17 protein-coding genes are annotated in these 16,536 nt (G+C 57.0%); 13 read left to right on the top strand and 4 right to left on the bottom strand.

Annotated features, from left to right (window positions below):
* Positions 1-56: 56 nt before the first annotated feature.
* From ACYZTY_RS13680 to ACYZTY_RS13650, 7 genes are all read left to right on the top strand, one after another.
* On the top strand, positions 57-791 hold the full coding sequence (locus tag ACYZTY_RS13680) for an SDR family NAD(P)-dependent oxidoreductase (RefSeq protein WP_461958933.1): 735 nt from the start codon (positions 57-59) through the stop codon (positions 789-791).
* Positions 784-1,848 carry a phosphotransferase gene (locus tag ACYZTY_RS13675; RefSeq protein ID WP_461958932.1) on the top strand — a complete coding sequence of 355 codons (1,065 nt, stop codon included), beginning with the start codon at positions 784-786 and terminating at the stop codon, positions 1,846-1,848. The genes ACYZTY_RS13680 and ACYZTY_RS13675 overlap by 8 nt, the downstream gene beginning before the upstream one ends.
* Positions 1,845-3,110, top strand: a complete 1,266-nt coding sequence (locus ACYZTY_RS13670) for an aspartate aminotransferase family protein (protein WP_461958931.1) — start codon at positions 1,845-1,847, stop codon at positions 3,108-3,110. The genes ACYZTY_RS13675 and ACYZTY_RS13670 overlap by 4 nt, the downstream gene beginning before the upstream one ends.
* A gap of 240 nt (positions 3,111-3,350) precedes the next feature.
* Positions 3,351-4,451 (top strand): ABC transporter ATP-binding protein, encoded by a 1,101-nt coding sequence (locus tag ACYZTY_RS13665; protein ID WP_461958930.1) that lies wholly within the window; start codon positions 3,351-3,353, stop codon positions 4,449-4,451.
* Positions 4,452-4,490: 39 nt separating this feature from the next.
* Entirely contained in the window at positions 4,491-5,519 is a 1,029-nt protein-coding gene (locus tag ACYZTY_RS13660) for an ABC transporter substrate-binding protein (RefSeq protein WP_461958929.1), read from the top strand.
* Positions 5,520-5,601: 82 nt separating this feature from the next.
* Positions 5,602-6,849: an ABC transporter permease gene (locus ACYZTY_RS13655; protein ID WP_461958928.1), complete on the top strand. Its 1,248-nt coding sequence runs from the start codon at positions 5,602-5,604 to the stop codon at positions 6,847-6,849.
* A gap of 40 nt (positions 6,850-6,889) precedes the next feature.
* Positions 6,890-7,675, top strand: a complete 786-nt coding sequence (locus tag ACYZTY_RS13650; protein WP_461959320.1) for an ABC transporter permease — start codon at positions 6,890-6,892, stop codon at positions 7,673-7,675.
* Between the two features lie 88 nt (positions 7,676-7,763).
* On the opposite strand, the gene ACYZTY_RS13645 is transcribed toward ACYZTY_RS13650, so the two are convergent.
* A complete protein-coding gene (locus ACYZTY_RS13645; protein WP_461958927.1) occupies positions 7,764-8,273 on the bottom strand; it encodes a Rieske 2Fe-2S domain-containing protein in 510 nt (169 codons plus the stop codon).
* A gap of 208 nt (positions 8,274-8,481) precedes the next feature.
* On the opposite strand from ACYZTY_RS13645, the gene ACYZTY_RS13640 reads away from it, so the two are divergent.
* The 6 genes from ACYZTY_RS13640 (at position 8,482) to ACYZTY_RS13615 (ending at position 12,413) form a co-directional block, all read left to right on the top strand.
* The gene (locus ACYZTY_RS13640) at positions 8,482-8,946 is read left to right on the top strand and encodes a thiol-disulfide oxidoreductase DCC family protein (protein ID WP_461958926.1); all 465 of its coding nucleotides are present in this window, start codon (positions 8,482-8,484) and stop codon (positions 8,944-8,946) included.
* Positions 8,947-9,100: 154 nt separating this feature from the next.
* The gene (gene folE, locus ACYZTY_RS13635) at positions 9,101-9,661 is read left to right on the top strand and encodes a GTP cyclohydrolase I FolE (RefSeq protein ID WP_461958925.1); all 561 of its coding nucleotides are present in this window, start codon (positions 9,101-9,103) and stop codon (positions 9,659-9,661) included.
* A gap of 35 nt (positions 9,662-9,696) precedes the next feature.
* Positions 9,697-10,407 (top strand): SDR family NAD(P)-dependent oxidoreductase, encoded by a 711-nt coding sequence (locus ACYZTY_RS13630; protein WP_461958924.1) that lies wholly within the window; start codon positions 9,697-9,699, stop codon positions 10,405-10,407.
* Positions 10,408-10,421: 14 nt separating this feature from the next.
* On the top strand, positions 10,422-10,727 hold the full coding sequence (locus tag ACYZTY_RS13625) for a DUF6482 family protein (RefSeq protein WP_461958923.1): 306 nt from the start codon (positions 10,422-10,424) through the stop codon (positions 10,725-10,727).
* Between the two features lie 25 nt (positions 10,728-10,752).
* Positions 10,753-12,291, top strand: a complete 1,539-nt coding sequence (locus ACYZTY_RS13620) for a cryptochrome/photolyase family protein (RefSeq protein WP_461958922.1) — start codon at positions 10,753-10,755, stop codon at positions 12,289-12,291.
* Positions 12,288-12,413, top strand: a complete 126-nt coding sequence (locus tag ACYZTY_RS13615; RefSeq protein WP_461958921.1) for a DUF2256 domain-containing protein — start codon at positions 12,288-12,290, stop codon at positions 12,411-12,413. Before ACYZTY_RS13620 ends, ACYZTY_RS13615 begins: the two co-directional genes overlap by 4 nt.
* Before the next feature lie 95 nt (positions 12,414-12,508).
* Here the strand turns inward: ACYZTY_RS13615 and ACYZTY_RS13610 are convergent, their stop codons facing one another.
* From ACYZTY_RS13610 to ACYZTY_RS13600, 3 genes are all read right to left on the bottom strand, one after another.
* Positions 12,509-14,068 carry a diguanylate cyclase domain-containing protein gene (locus tag ACYZTY_RS13610; protein WP_461959319.1) on the bottom strand — a complete coding sequence of 520 codons (1,560 nt, stop codon included), beginning with the start codon at positions 14,066-14,068 and terminating at the stop codon, positions 12,509-12,511.
* Between the two features lie 377 nt (positions 14,069-14,445).
* A complete protein-coding gene (locus ACYZTY_RS13605) occupies positions 14,446-15,816 on the bottom strand; it encodes a heavy metal sensor histidine kinase (protein WP_461959318.1) in 1,371 nt (456 codons plus the stop codon).
* A complete protein-coding gene (locus tag ACYZTY_RS13600) occupies positions 15,813-16,484 on the bottom strand; it encodes a heavy metal response regulator transcription factor (RefSeq protein WP_461958920.1) in 672 nt (223 codons plus the stop codon). The genes ACYZTY_RS13605 and ACYZTY_RS13600 overlap by 4 nt, the downstream gene beginning before the upstream one ends.
* Between the last annotated feature and the right edge of the window lie 52 nt (positions 16,485-16,536).

Raw genomic sequence — 16,536 nt, 5'->3', positions numbered from 1 at the left:
CAGCAACCTCGTCTGAAACAATGATGCATCAAACATCAATTGATAGAGATGCGTCCATGAGCGAGAAAAAAAAGCTTCTTTTGACCGGAGCCAGCCGCGGCATAGGCCATGCGACGGTCAAGCACTTCAACGCGGCTGGCTGGGAAGTGTTCACCGCCTCCCGGCAAAACTGGGTCGCCGAATGCCCGTGGGCGGAAGGCTTGCTCAACCACATCCATCTGGATCTGGAGGACATTGACAGTGTAAGCGCCAGCCTGGCGACCATTAAGGAAAAACTGGGGGGACGCCTTGATGCTCTGGTGGACAACGCCGGCGTATCACCAAAAAGCCTGGAAGGCGGGCGACTCGGCGTGCTGGAAACCGATTACGCCACGTGGCTGAAGGTGTTCAACGTCAACCTGTTCTCTACCGCCCTACTCGCTCGTGGCCTGTTCGATGAACTGAAAGCCGCCCAGGGCAGCATCATCAATGTCACGTCCATTGCTGGTTCCAAGGTGCACCCTTTCGCTGGCGTCGCCTACGCCACTTCCAAGGCGGCACTCTCGGCATTGACCCGGGAAATGGCCTTCGACTTCGGCCCGCACGGGGTTCGGGTCAATGCCATCGCCCCTGGCGAAATCGACACCGCAATCCTGTCCCCGGGCACCGCCGATATTGTCCAGCGGCTGGTACCGATGAATCGGTTAGGACAACCAGAGGAAGTGGCCTCACTGATCTATTTCCTTTGCACCAGCGGTGCTTCCTACGTCAACGGTGCGGAAATTCACGTCAATGGTGGCCAGCATGTCTGAGGCCATCATGGACAGGGTGTGTTACGCCGATTTGATGACCACCCAGGCGCCAAGCGTGTCGCCTGCCGAGGCGCTGGAAATCGCCGATCGGGTATACGGACTCAAGGGCACGCTGAAGCTGCTGAATGGCGAACGCGATGCCAACTTTCTCATCCAGTCCAGCACCGGCGCCTTCGTCCTGAAATTTATCAATGCGGCCGAAGATCCCAACGTCATCAGCTTCCAGACCCAAGCATTGCTGCACATCAAGAAACATGGCGTGCACCTGCCGGTTCCGCGTGTGCTGCCCTCGCGCGATGGCGCAGTTGAACCGAAAGTGCGGGTCAATGGGCAGTCGCTGACACTGCGCACAGTCAGCTACCTGGACGGTATCTCGCAGAACCTGGGCACGCCCAGCGTCGCACTGATGCACGAACTCGGTACATCTCTCGCCGAAGTCAATCTGGCCCTCAAGGGCTTTCAGCACGCGGCGGCCCACCGCGACCTGCTCTGGGATGTCGGCCATGCGGAGCGGGTCAGGCCGTATCTGGATTACCTGGACGCTGATCAACTGCCATTGGTTTCCACCCTGCTGGACAGCTATGAAACCTCTGTGAAACCGCGCCTGGCCAAACTCCGTGCGCAGGTGATTCATAACGATCTGAACCCACACAACGTCATGCTCGACTGCGCAACCGGCAGCCGCGTCTCGGCCATCATCGACTTCGGCGACGCGCTCTACGCTCCGCTGATCAACGAGCTAGGGACGGCACTTTCTTACCAGTTCGACGCTGATGCGATCGATCCGCTTTGGCAGATCAAGGCCTTCGTCGCCGCTTACAACGAGCGGATTCCGCTGCAGCGCGAGGAGCTGGAGGTGTTAGGCGAACTGATCGCCATGCGCATGGCCATGGCCATCACCATCGCCCAGTGGCGCGCCAGCCTGTATCCGGAAAACCGCACCTACGTCCTGCGTAACCTGCGCACCACTTGGCGCAATCTGCAATGCCTCACCGCCTTGCCCGAAGGGTTGCTGACCCAAAGCTTGATCAACGCCTGCACACCGGAGGCTCCATGACTTCGACCACCGCAGCTGAACTGCTCGCCCGTCGCCAACGCGCGTTGGGGGGCAGCTATCGATTGTTTTACGAGGAGCCCTTCGCCCCGGTGAGAGGTGAAGGTGTGTGGCTTTACGACCAGGACAACACCGCATACCTGGATGCCTACAACAACGTGGCGTCCATCGGTCACTGCCACCCCGCCGTGGTGGCAGCCATTGCCGAGCAAAGTGCCCGGCTGAATACCCACACACGCTATCTGCACCCCTCGATTGTGGATTATGCCGAAGAACTGCTCAGCGAGTTTCCCCCGCAGCTCGATAATATGACCATGACTTGCACCGGCAGCGAGGCGAACGACCTGGCGCTGCGCATCGCCCGCTGCCACAGCGGTGGCACGGGCATCATTGTTACTCGCTGGGCCTACCACGGCGTGACCAGCGCATTGGCTGAGGTATCGCCATCGCTGGCCACGGGCCTTCCCACCGCCAGCCATGTGCGCCTGGTGGAGGCTCCGGATTCCTACCGCCGAACCGCCGATTTCGTCGCCAGCGTCAAAGCGGCGGTACAAGACATGCAGGCACAGGGCATCAAACCCGCGGCGCTGCTGGTCGACAGCATTTTCTCCAGTGACGGCGTGTTCAGCCCGGCTAACGGCGAACTGGCGGCCGCCGCGCAATGCGTGCGCGAGGCCGGTGGGCTGTACATCGCCGATGAAGTGCAGCCCGGGTTCGGCCGCACCGGTGGGCAGCGCTGGGGTTTTGCCCGCGAGTCGGTGATTCCGGATCTAGTCACGCTGGGCAAACCCATGGGCAACGGCCATCCGGTTGCGGCCGTGGTCGGGCGTTCGGCGCTGTTCGATCAATTCGGTCGTCAACAGCGTTATTTCAATACATACGGCGGCAATCCGGTGTCCTGCAGCGCAGCCCACGCGGTACTGCGGGTGCTGCGCGAAGAAGACCTGCAAGCCAATGCGCTAAAGGTCGGCGATTACCTAAAAACCGGGCTGCATGCATTGGCCAAGCGCCATGAAGTGATTGGCGATGTGCGCGGCGAAGGCCTGTTCATCGGCGTCGAGCTGGTGACAGACCGCGAGACGCAGGCCCCGGCAACAAATGCCGCGGCGGCGGTCGTCAACGGCATGCGCCGCCGTCAGGTATTGATCAGCGCCACGGGGCCACAGGCCAACATTCTGAAAATTCGTCCGCCGCTGGTATTCGCCCGGGAGCATGCGGATCTGTTGCTTGAACGCCTGGATGAAACCTTGAGCAGCCTGAACTGAGCGTTACATCTTGCCGAAGCACGCTTTATTGAGCCTGCTTCGACACCCGGCGAAATGCCCCCAATCCAGGGCAATCGACCAAAGACTCGAATGCCCTCGCACAGTTGTGGTGCGGCCTCATAAGCGCTTCCACCCGAAGAACCTCACACCAGGCTGGATGAGTTCAGTGGCACGGATTCTGCTTTTATAAGAACATGATGCATCATGCTTCAATAGAGAAGCACATTTGGAGGGTTTGAGATGACAGGTAACAGTGCCAGCGCTTTCGTCCGCTTCAAAGGGGTGGAGAAAAGTTACGACGGTCTGAAGACCGTGGTTAAGCGGTTAGACCTGGACGTCGCCCAGGGCGAATTCCTCACCCTCCTCGGCCCATCCGGTTCCGGCAAGACCACCAGCCTGATGATGCTGGCCGGGTTCGAAACCCCGACGCATGGGCAGATCTTTCTTGAAGGCAATGCCATCGAAAGCGTCCCGGCCCATCGTCGCGGCATCGGCATGGTGTTCCAGAACTACGCCCTGTTCCCGCACATGAGCGTCGCCGAAAACATGGCGTTCCCATTGCAAGTCCGGGGCATGAAGCGCCATGAGATAGAAACCCGGGTCAAGAAAGCCCTGGAGATGGTGCGCCTGGGCGATCTCGCCAAGCGCTTCCCCGCACAACTGTCCGGTGGCCAGCAGCAGCGCATAGCCCTCGCCCGCGCGCTGATTTTCGAACCGAAGCTGGTGCTGATGGACGAGCCGTTGGGCGCCCTGGACAAACAGTTGCGCGAACAGATGCAGCTGGAAATTCGTCGCCTGCACCGCGACCTCGGCCTGACGGTGGTGTTCGTCACCCATGACCAGGCAGAAGCCCTGACCTTGTCCGACCGCATCGCGATTTTCAACGATGGTGTCATCCAGCAAGTCGACACGCCCAAGACGCTTTATGAACGCCCGGCCAACTCGTTTGTGGCCACGTTCATGGGCGATACCAACGTTCTGCCCGGTGTGTTGGGCGCATTCAGTGTCGACCACTGTCAGGTGCAGCTTGATCAGGGGCAACAGCTGACAGCCCGTACCACCCCTGGTTTGGCCACCGGCAGCCGCACCTCGCTGTCGATTCGTTCCGAACGGGTCACCCTCGATGGCGACGACAGTTATGACAACCGCCTGACCGGTTGCATCGAGGAGTGCATCTATCTGGGTGACCACGTGCGTATCCGTCTGAACGTCGCGGGCAACCACGACTTCAACGTCAAAGTGCCCATCGCCCAGATGCAATCTCATTGGCGCGAAGGCCACCGTGTTCCCGTCTGTTGGCATAGCGCGGACGCCTCGGCGCTCGACGCCATGCCTGCTTGATCCCTCCCCTTCATTGTTGATGACCTCAGGATATTTGCCATGCTCAAGCGTCTAGCCGCACTGACTGTTCTGACTGCCTTCGGTGGTCAGGTAAATGCTCAACCGCTGACCGTCGTGTCCTTCGGCGGTCTGAACAAGGAAGCCCAGGATAAAGCGTTCTATCAACCGTTCACGGCGGCTGGCAAAGGCGCCGTGCAGGCCGGGGAATACAACGGTGAAATGGCCAAGATCCGCGCCATGGTGGAAACCGGACAAGTCAGTTGGGATGTGGTTGAGGTCGAAAGCCCCGACTTGATCCGCGGCTGCGCCGAAGGCCTGTTCGAACCTCTGGACTGGAGCACCTTGGGCGACGCCAACAAATTTGTCAGCGGCGCCGTCAGTGAATGCGGCGCGGGGATTTTTCTCTGGTCGACCAACCTGACGTACAACAGCGCCAAACTCAAATCCGCGCCGAAAGGTTGGGAATCGTACTGGGACACCAAGACCTATCCCGGCAAACGCGGTCTGCGCAAAAGCGCCAAGTTCACCCTGGAAATCGCCCTGCTGGCCGACGGTGTAAAACCCGCCGAGCTGTATCAGGTATTAGGCACTCCCGAGGGCGTTGACCGCGCATTCAAAAAACTCGACCTGATCAAGCCCGATATTCAATGGTGGGAAGCAGGCGCCCAACCCCTGCAATGGCTGGTCGCCGGCGACGTGGTCATGACGTCGGCCTACAACGGCCGAGTGTCCGCCGCCCAGGGTGAGGGCCATGATTTCAAGATGGTGTGGAATCAGAGCCTGTACGACATCGACAGCTGGGCCATCGTCAAAGGCTCACCGAACAAAGCGATGGGTGAGCAGTTCATTGCCTTTGCCAACCTGCCCCAACACCAGAAAGTCTTCGCGCAAAATATCCCTTACGGGCCGACCAACAAGGACACGCTGCCGCTGATTGACGCCAAAACCCGGGAGCAACTGCCAACGGCACCGGCCAACCTCGAGAACGCCCTGCAAGTGAACACCAACTTCTGGATCGAACACGGCGAGGAGCTGGAACAACGCTTCAATGCCTGGGCGGCGCGCTGATCGATTACCCGCACAGACTGCCTGGATCGTGTCGGCGCTGACTGCCGGCGCGTCCGGGCCGTGTTGACGAAAGGAGACTCCCATGTCCGAAACGCTCGCCCTTCCCTCTGCGCCGCCAGCGGTTCAGACGCAACGCTTGCAGAGGAAATTACAGGCCACCAAACGGGCTTACATTCGACGTTCGATGCTGCTCATCCTGCCTCTGTTGGCCCTCCTAGTCGTGGGCTTTCTGACACCAATCGGGTCGCTCCTGACCAAGAGCGTGGAAAACCCGGAAGTGGCCAACGCCCTGCCCAAGACCCTGACTTTGCTAGACAACTGGGATGGTCAGACACTGCCGGGTGAGTCCGTGTTCAGCACCCTCGGTGAAGATTTGCGCAGTGCGCGCAGCAATGGTCAGCTGTTCGCCCTCAATCGGCGGCTGGGTTACGAAAGCGCTAGTTTGCGCAGCCTCTCGACCTCCATATTGGGCCGGTTGCCGGCCGACGGCGTCAATGTTCGTGACGCTCTGATAAAAGGCGTGCCGGCGCTGGCCGAGATCAAGACCTGGTCGACCCTCAAACAGCTCGGCCAACCCTACACCAGCTTCTACTGGCTGGCCGCTTTCGATCTGAAGATGGACGCCGGCAAGATCCGCGCGGTGACGCCGGATAAAGCGCTGTACCTGGACGTACTGAAGCGCTCGCTGACTATCGCCGGGCTGGTAACCGTTCTTTGCGTCCTGCTGGGCTACCCGCTGGCCTACTGGCTGTCGCGGCAACCGGCCCGACGCGCCAATCTGCTGCTGATCCTGGTGCTGCTGCCGTTCTGGACGTCGCTGATCGTGCGCACGGCGAGCTGGATCGTTCTGCTGCAATCCGGCGGCCTGATCAACAACACGCTGATCGATCTGGGCATGCTCGACAAGCCGCTGCAATTGGTATTCAACCGCGCCGGCGTGCTGATTTCGATGACCCACATTCTGCTGCCGTTTCTGATCCTGCCGCTGTATGCCGTGATGAAAGGGATCGACTCCCGCTATGAGCGCGCGGCGATTTCACTGGGTGCTCACCCTTTCACTGCGTTTAGGCGGGTCTACCTGCCGCAGACTTATGCTGGCGTGACGGCCGGTGCGTTGCTGGTGTTCATCATGGCCATCGGTTACTACATCACCCCTGCACTCCTGGGTGGGCCGGGGGATCAGATGATCAGCTACTTCGTGGCGTACTACACCAACACCACCATCAATTGGGGTATGGCGACGGCGTTGGGCAGTCAACTGCTGATCATCGTGTTGTTGCTTTATTGGGTGTACGCGAAGGTTTCGCGCCCCGCCAACCGAGCCGCATGAGGAGCCTGCAATGAAGCATGTCGAACCGTTCGAGATCCGTCTGTTGCGCCCATTCTTAAGCGTCTACAGCCTCGCATTGCTGATGTTCCTGATCATCCCAATCCTGGTCATCATCCCGTTGTCATTCAATGAGGGTTCATTCCTGAGCTACCCGTTGAGCGGCCTCTCGTTGCGTTGGTATCGCGAGTTCTTCAACTCCAGCGACTGGATGCCCGCCCTGCTCAACAGCCTGAAAATCGCCCCCGCCGCGACCTTGCTCGCCACAGTATTCGGCACCCTGGCTTCGGTCGGACTGTCTCGGGGTGAATTTCGCGGCAAGGCGCTGATCATGGCGATCATGATTTCACCGATGGTGGCGCCGGTGGTCATCGTAGCGGTCGGCCTGTATTTCTTCTTTGCCAGCTGGGGTTTGCTCAACAGCTATCTCGGCCTGGTCATCTCCCATGCCGTCCTGGGTGTGCCGTTTGTGGTGATCACCGTCAACGCCACGCTCGAAGGCTACGACCGCAGCTTCACCCGGGCGGCCGCCAGCCTTGGCGCAACACCCTGGTACGGCTTCAAACGCGTGACCCTGCCGCTCATAGCGCCGGGCGTGTTAAGCGGCGCGTTGTTCGCCTTCGCCACGTCATTCGACGAAGTCGTGGTGACGCTGTTTCTGGCCAGTCCTTCCCAGCGCACCCTACCGATGCAAATGTTTGCGGGTATCAAGGAGAATCTCAACCCAACCATCGCGGCCGCGGCAACCATGATGGTTCTCAGCGCATTACTGTTACTGCTGGCCATGGAAGCGCTGCGACGTCGAAACGAGCGCATTCAGGGCGTCTAGCAGAAAAGTGGGGGCGGTTCCTACGAGGAGTAGGAACCAATAAGCCAGCCAGTAGGTTATTGAGTGTGCACATGGAAGGTTGCTTAGTTCATCCCGCTACCGTTGGGATTCGGCATCGTCCGGAACTACAAGCTTGCGATGGTTCGAGCATGTGGGGGCCATATACAAACGATGCATGCGCAAAATCGAGGCCGTTTTTAATCACACGATCCCAACTTGCTTCCCAGTCGAAATGACCGGACACCACGCTTTCAGCTGAATCGACGATCCAGTCAAGCGTCGGTAGAGCTGGCCGTTCTGGCGCCAGTAGGTCACCCAAAAAATGCCAGATCCAGACATAGCGCTCCAATGTCGGATACGCGTCGATCCGAGCCTTCGCCGGAATGCGCAGGTGCGGCCGTGCCGGAATGTGAGTGCAGATGCCATCCGCTCCAAAAAGCCAACCCTGATAGGGGCAACTCACGCTGTCACCCACTTGGTTGCCGGCAGAGAGGGAGCCACCTCGATGAACGCAAATATCAGAAAGCAGATGTGCTTCCCTGACTGTCACGGAAGGCAACAAAAGGCTGACCCAGTAACCGAACAGGTACCAGCCCATCAGACAATCGGGAGGAAGGAAGCACGATGTACCAGAGATTTTTGCGCATGATTGGCAAATGACCAATGAGCATTGCATCAGGGACGTATCCGCTAACTTTGAACGCTGCCTGCCGTGAGTGGTTCATTTCACGGTAAAGGAATGACCGTGATTGTCAGGTCGTTTTTTTGGGACTACCTTATACAAAACTTATACAAGACGATAATCAATGTACAACAAAGAGCATTGGCCACTGACGTTGTACTTTGACGGCAACTATCCATTGTGTGCGCGTGAAATCACGATCCTGCGCCGACACGCCGCAGAGAGCCGACTGCTGTTTGTTGACATAGACAGTCCTGAGTTCGACGCCAAAGCGCTTGGTTTCACGTTCGAGCAAATGCAGGCGACTCTTCATGCCTGTTTCGCCGATGGCCGCTGGGTTAACGGCTTGGACGCCACCCTATGTAGCTGGCGTGCCGCCGGCCTGGGATTTTGGGCCACGCCGCTGACTTGGCGTGCACTCAGACCGCTGCTTGCACTCGGTTATCGCCTGTTTTGCCGTCTCCGTCCCCATTTGGCGTGGTTACCTCACCCGGATGGCCGCCGTCGATGTGTCGATAACCGTTGCGCGGTGCCGGAAGCAAAACCCACACGCGACGAGCTGCTCACCGTCAAAACAAAGCAGCCCTAGAACGCTTCGCTTTGGTATTGGGCTGACGAAGAACCTGATCCACAGTTGATCTCGCGATGCTCGTGTTATCTGCGTCAGATCGTGCGCAGCAGAAACGCCCCTACAGCCAAGGATTGCCGTCACATGAAGCGCAGCATGGCTGCGAGGAGTCTAAATGAACCCATCAATAGCCGAGCATTACCGTGAAATTCTCGTCGCCGTAGGCGAGAACCCTGAGCGTGAAGGACTGCTGGACACGCCCAAGCGCGCAGCCAAAGCGATGCAGTACCTGTGCAACGGTTACACGATGAATCTGGAGGAAGTCATCAACGGCGCACTGTTCGAATCGCTAAACGACGAAATGGTCATCGTGCGCGACATCGAACTGTATTCATTGTGCGAGCACCACATGCTGCCCTTCATCGGCAAAGCTCATGTCGCGTATATCCCCACAGGAAGGGTATTGGGCCTGTCCAAGGTCGCACGAGTGGTCGATATGTTTGCCCGCCGCTTACAGATTCAGGAAAACCTCACCAAACAAATTGCCGGCGCCCTTCAGCACATGACCGATGCCGCCGGTGTGGCTGTGGTTATTGAGGCAAAGCACATGTGCATGATGATGCGAGGCGTGGAGAAGCAAAACTCGGTGATGACCACATCAGTGATGCTGGGCGCTTTTCGCGATTCTTCCGCTACCCGTCACGAGTTCCTGCAACTGATAGGGCGACTCGGTTAGCGCCAATAGATCACGTCTGTCTGCGGAGAGGCTAAATGAACAGTTCCTTCAGGATGAACTCCCTTGGCGAGGGCTACCGTGCCTTGGTGATAGGCGCCAGTGGAGCGCTCGGCGCGGCGTTTTGTGAGTTGCTCAACAAAGATCCAAGATGCTCGGTTGTTCGTGAGCTGGGGCGCAACAGTGCTCCAGGATTGGATCTGGAAAAGCCCGACAGTATCGCCAGGGCGGCCGCCGAATTAGCTGAAGAAGCCCCGTACCAGTTGATTTTACTTGCTGCCGGTCTGCTTCATCGCGAAGACATCAAGCCTGAAAAAAGTTACACCTCTATTGAAGCGGATGCGCTTCAGGCGATATTCCAAGTCAACACACTCGGGCCTGCACTGGTTTTGCGTCACTTCCTGCCCTTGCTTGACCCTCGTGGTGCGATGGCAGTGCTCTCCGCCAAGGTGGGCAGCATCGGTGATAACCGTTTGGGCGGCTGGTATGCCTATCGCGCCTCCAAGGCAGCGTTGAACATGTTGATTAAAACGGCTGGGATCGAACTAGCACGAACACGACCTCAGACCCGCTTGCTGACTCTTCATCCAGGTACGGTCATCTCGGGCCTGTCCCAGCCCTTTAAAGGCGCTTCTGCCGCCAGGCCCGCAAGCCTCGCTGCCCGCGAATTGTTATCACTGATTGACCGTTTGGCGCCTGCCGACAGCGGCAATTTCTTTGCTTATAACGGAGAACGCCTACCGTGGTAGGCAGGGAGTGAACCTTGAATCTGCAAGCGTTGACCGAACGGGTCGCGAATGGCGAAGTACGAGAGTTGGAGCTGCTGTCTCTGGAAGGCGGTTTTTATCTGGCGCGAGTCGAGCTGGATCAAGGCCAGTTCACACTGCTGGACGACGAAGCAAAACCTATGCGCCTTCGCTCCATCAATCACCTGCGTGAGTTGTTGCAGTTTGTCCCGCCATTCCCCTGCGTGCTTGTGCAGCAGTGCGTCCATGACGAGATGTGCGGTTCACGTGAAGAGCCCATAGGGTCGTTACGCATTCCTTTCTCGCTGACTGCGCCTTGGTGAGTCACCTTCCGTTGGACTCTGTCGAATGAATAAGACTCACCGACTATGCCTGGTCTTGGGCGACCAGTTGTCTTTTGACCTGGCCTCATTGAAGGGGCTGGACAGCGAGCGCGATACGGTTTTACTGGTCGAAGTGATGGAGGAAGCCAGTCATGTGCCCCATCACCCGCAAAAAATCGCACTGATCTTCAGTGCGATGCGTCATTTTGCTGAGGCGTTGAAGCAGTGCGGCATCCGCGTGCAATACGTCACGCTCGATGATCCGCACAATAGCGGATCGGTGCCGGGCGAATTACGGCGCTGGCAGTCACTGCTGCAACCGGATGAGCTGCACCTGACAGAATGCGGTGACTGGCGCCTGGAGCAGTCACTGAAAGATTGTGGCTTGGCGATCCAGTGGCATACCGATAGCCGTTTTCTCTGCACCCGACTCGAGTTTGCGTCCTGGGCCGAAGGCAAAAAGCAGCTGCGCATGGAGTTCTTCTACCGTGAGATGCGACGCAAGAGTGGCCTGTTGCTCAACGGCGACGGCAGCCCGGTCGGCGGCGCCTGGAACTTTGATGCCGAAAACCGCAAGGCGCTTCCCAAAGGCTCAAGAGCGCCCTCGCCCGTGCGCTTTTCGGCAGATGCGATTACCCAGGAGGTGCTGGCGCTGGTCGCAAAAAACTTCTCCGGCCACTATGGCGCCCTCGACACCTTTGACTACCCGGTCACCCACGCCGATGCCCAGGCGTTGTGGGACTACTTCCTCGATTGGGGCCTGGCAGCCTTCGGCGATTATCAAGATGCGATGGCTAACGATGAACCGTTCCTGTTTCATGCGCGGATCAGCGCCGCGCTGAATATTGGCCTGTTGGATCTGCGTCAATTGTGCAGCGACGTCGAGGCTGCGTATTGGGCGCACAACATTCCATTAAACGCCGCCGAAGGCTTTATCCGTCAACTCATCGGCTGGCGTGAGTATGTACGGGGCGTCTACTGGCTGAAAATGCCCGACTACGCCGGCGGCAATCTGTTTGGTAACAGCAGGCTGCTTCCAGAGTTCTATTGGACAGGCGACACCAAGATGAACTGCATGGGCCAGGCGGTCGGCCAAAGTTTGAAACATGCCTATGCCCACCACATCCAGCGGCTGATGGTGACCGGCAACTTTGCGCTGCTGGCCGGCATTGCGCCGAGCCAGATTTGCGACTGGTACCTGGCGATCTACATGGACGCGTTCGACTGGGTCGAACTGCCCAACACACTGGGCATGGTCATGCACGCCGATGGCGGTTACCTGGGCTCCAAGCCTTACTGCGCCAGTGGCCAATATATAAAGCGCATGTCTGACTACTGCCGTCACTGCGCGTACAAAGTCAGTGAAAGCACGACCGACGACGCCTGCCCTTTCAATTCGCTTTACTGGCATTTCCTGATGCGTCACGGCGACCTATTGCGCAGCAATCAGCGCATGGGCATGGTCTACAAGAACCTCGATCGGATGACTGAAGCCAAGCAGGAAGCGCTCTGGAAACGGGGCCAAAAACTGCTCGCCAAACTCGATGCAGGGGAGTCGTTTTGAAAAAGAGTGAACTGCCCGTAAAGGCATGTGCGGTCTGCGGATTGCCTTTCGCCTGGCGCAAGAAGTCGGAATGCCGATATGCCGATATGCCGATATGCAGAAATGCAGAAATGCAGAAATGATATCTGCATCCAGAGAACCTTTAACAAAGCCTGGCTCCCTGGGTTTTTGTTGCCGAACTTAGCGATTAAATGAGCCTGAATATCCTATAAGCATCTCAAGCTTCCGGGGACTCAGTCATCGCGACTCCTTTTCGCCCCAGTTGTTTAACGCCGTACATCGCCTGATCCGCCGCTTTCAGCAATGAGCCCAAATTTTGGCCATGATCAGGGCACAGAGAGACTCCGATACTGCACGACAGTGACAGCTCTCCTGCGCTTGTCGCTACTGTCTGCGCAATGACTTCCAGCACTCTTTCAGCGTTGAGTTCAGCACTCTCTGAGTTGATAAGATCCGTGATCAGAATCACGAATTCATCTCCACCGTAGCGTGCGACGGTGTCACAAGAACGAGTGACCTGAAGCATGCGATTGGCGACTGCCTTGAGCACCTGGTCACCCACCTCATGGCCATGCTTATCGTTAATGTCCTTGAAATGATCCAGATCTATCAACAGAACGGCGAACGCAGTCCCACGCACTGTCCAGTTTGAGAGGGCTTGGTCAAAACGGTCGGCGAAGAGGTAGCGATTCGGCAATTGGGTTAGAACATCATGTGTTGCGAGATAAGCCGAGCGTTCGTGTTCAACCTCTGCTCTTTCGATCGCTTTGAAATGCCGAATCAACACCACAGGCACAAGTACGAATGCCCCCGCGAGAACCGCAAGGATGATCAATGTTTCCGCTGTCAGAATATCGCCCAATCGCAACTGACGCTCAAACAACAAGGTCATCGGCTGTGAAACACTCCTGATCTCGACTCGGTCAGATAGCGCCGGTAATAGGAAGCGATCCAGGATACCGGCTTGCTCGGTCTGCGTTGAAAAGACATTGCTTTCAGATCCTGCAGCGGTTTTCAGGACAGCACTGACGCGAACCAGGGGATCTACGTTCGCATAACTCACAGCATCCTGTAGCGAATCCGTCTTGATCAAAAGCAAAGACACCATCGTGCTGCCAAAGAAATTGGGGCGAGTGTTCTCTCGATCCTGTTCAGGACGACTGACTGACTGCATCAGAATGTAAGCGTCACCACCCTCATACATTGAGAAAACAGGCGATACGACCGGCTTCTGATTATTGTGGGTTCGAGCCAACGCATAGGACAGATAGGCGACGGTTTCTAGCTTGACGCCATAAATCGAACTGGATTCAGGGAGTAACGGGTACATGAACAATACAGGCCAAGTCTCATTGAGATAGACCTGATGTTGCGCAGGTTGATGAGTGAGACTCGGAAAATCCTTGAGTTGAAAGTCTGGACGCCAAGTACGACGCAACAGATCTTCAAAAGCCGACTGTTCGGCGATGGGTACCGCCCTCGCCGCCTCAAGCATGTAAATATGAGGATAAGCGGCTAAAACGACTGCCGCATACCGGGCCGCAGCTTCCGTATCGCTCTGATCGACGGCCTGAAGAAATGCCGAGAAACCCGCCAACACAGCCTCATTAGTATCAAGCTGATTGCGCACGATGCCGGAAATATTCTGCACGTATTCCGAGAAACGCTTTTCTCTGCGTTCAGTCTCGGACTTCAGCAGTAACAGGGCCGAAAAACCAACCAATCCGACAGCAAGGATAATGAACCCCGCGAGGGAGCTGCGCCGTTTAGTAAGCACCACTTTAATTTTCCAACGCGCAGAGCGAGAGCCGTGCCTTGGCAAGCACCGTTGAAGCCAAACGTGATTGGGGGTGAACGACCGATGACATACTGTTCTTAAGGTCGTTTAGTATTGAAAACAATTCCCAATGGATCAGATCTGATGCGCATATTTGCGATTCAAAAATGATGCTGGGCAAGGTTACCTCCCCAAAAATGACGTAGCAGGCTTTCGGATTCATGCTCAGCACAGCGTCTCCCCTTTAGCATGTGCCCGAAAGAAAACTTTTCAAGCCCCATTTGCATGCTTCCTACGCGGTCACCACTGCAAGAAATCTCACTATAGGGCAATTTGCCAGCATTCGCTGTGTCGGGTGCAATACCTTCGGTTCGAGTTCAGCCGTTTATAAGGGGAAACTCCAAGTGGAAGCTCGTACCTGCTTCAGTGCTATCAACGGTTACACAACCGCCATGCAGTTGCATAATCGAACGAACAATGGCCAATCCCAGCCCCCCAGAGTCGTCGGGCTGATTACGTGATGGGTCGCACCGGTAAAAGCGCTCAAACAATCGTGGCAGATGTTCGGCTGCAATCGGCTCGCCGTGGTTGTGCACCGTAATTTCGAGCCTGTCTTCCGAAATCTCGCTGCTGACGGTCACTGCTGACGCGGGAGTTGCGTAGCGCAGCGCATTGGCTAGCAAGTTGGCCAATGCTCGACGGATCAACCCTGGATCCCCCAGCAACTGATGCTGGGTCTGGTTTATCAGTTGCACATCTCGCTCTTGCGCCACGCCTTCGAAATACTCACACAGTTGCTCAATGAGATCGTGCAGGTTGATTTGCTCGAATTTTACGCAGGCGTTTGGCTGCTCGGTGCGGGCGAGAAACAGCATGCTGTCAATCATTCGCGCCAGCCTTTCATACTCTTCCTGATTGGATACCAACAAATTCTGATAGTCCTCGATAGAGCGACTGCGCCTCAGAGCTTGCTGGGTATGTCCCATCAGGTTGCCAAGCGGGGTTCGCATCTCATGGGCGAGGTCTTCCGAGAAGCGCGAAAGCTGGGCGAATCCGTCCTCAAGGCGTGCAAGCATCTGGTTGAGGGCATTACAGAGCAGTTTGAGTTCATTCAGTTCATTGAACTCATCCAGCCGCAGATGCAGATGCTGCACATCGATTCCGGCAGCGCGCTTGGCCAGCAGGCGCACAGGGTGCAAGCCTCGTTGACTCACCCACCAGCCGAATGCGAAAGCCAGCAGCGCGCCGACCGACATGGCCAGCCAGAGCTTGAGTCGATAAGCACCCAGCATCTGGTCGCGCTCACTCAACAACTTGCCAGCGATCAGGGTCAAGCCGCGATCACCCTGCATGACATCCTGCCAAGCAAGCCGCACTGGCTCAGAAGAGTGATCGTCAACGAGGCGAGCCTGGGGTGTAGCCGGCAACTTTGGAAAAGTCATACCCACTGGGTTGATTTCGATCAACACCTTGCCGGTGTCATCGACAATCCATAGCAGATTGTCGCGATTGCCCAACATGTTTTCGTAGAGCTTGGGCCGACCTTGAAGTTGCTCGATGCTGTCGCTATCGCTGATCAATGCTTGCATTCGCTCCAGGCGCCCCAGCAGGGCCTGATCATCGCGCCAGGCAATCTCTCGCTGTAACGATTGATAAAGATAAAAACCAATGGAACCCAGTAACAGTGCGCTGACCAGCGCGAACATGATCGCCAGACGCAGGCTAAGGGTGTGCGGAAACAGATTCAGGATTGCACCTCAAGCATGTAACCGATACCACGCACTGTGTGTATCAACTTAAGTGAGTATGGATCGTCAACCTTGGCCCGCAGTCGACGGATGGCGACATCCACCACATTTGTGTCACTGTCGAAGTTCATTTGCCAGATCTGTGAGGCAATCAACGAACGCGATAGCACCTCCCCTTCACGACTAAGCAGCAAGTGCAGTAATGCGAACTCCTTGTTGGTCAGGGTGAGGCGCTCTCCGTTGCGCGTTACCTTGCGTCGCAACAAGTCCAGGCTCAAGTCGCCTGCCACAAAATACTCAACCTCGCGAGGCGGGCCGCGGCGAAGCAACGTGCGTACCCGTGCCAACAACTCGGCATAGGAAAAGGGTTTCACCAGATAATCATCGGCCCCCAACTCCAGGCCTTTGACCCGATCATCAACCGAATCACGTGCGGTGAGAAACAATACTGGGGTCTGCCACTTACGCCGGATGATTTGCAGCAATTGCCAGCCAGACAGCCCCGGCAGCATGACATCCAGAATGATCAGATCGAACTCACTCTCCTGCGCCAAATGCTGGCCGTCCAGCCCGTCAAGGGCGATCTCTACTGCATAGCCCGATTCAGTCAGGGCTTTGCGCAGGTAATCCGCCATTTTCGTTTCATCTTCAACCACCAGGATACGCATTTTTTCCTCCAAGACTGGAGCACAGGCTAGCCCGCTTCGGTGATTTCTCACA

This window comes from Pseudomonas sp. LB1P83, assembly GCF_054897885.1.
The sequence above is the reverse complement of the archived record's forward strand: the minus strand, read 5'-3'. Positions and strand labels throughout refer to the sequence as shown.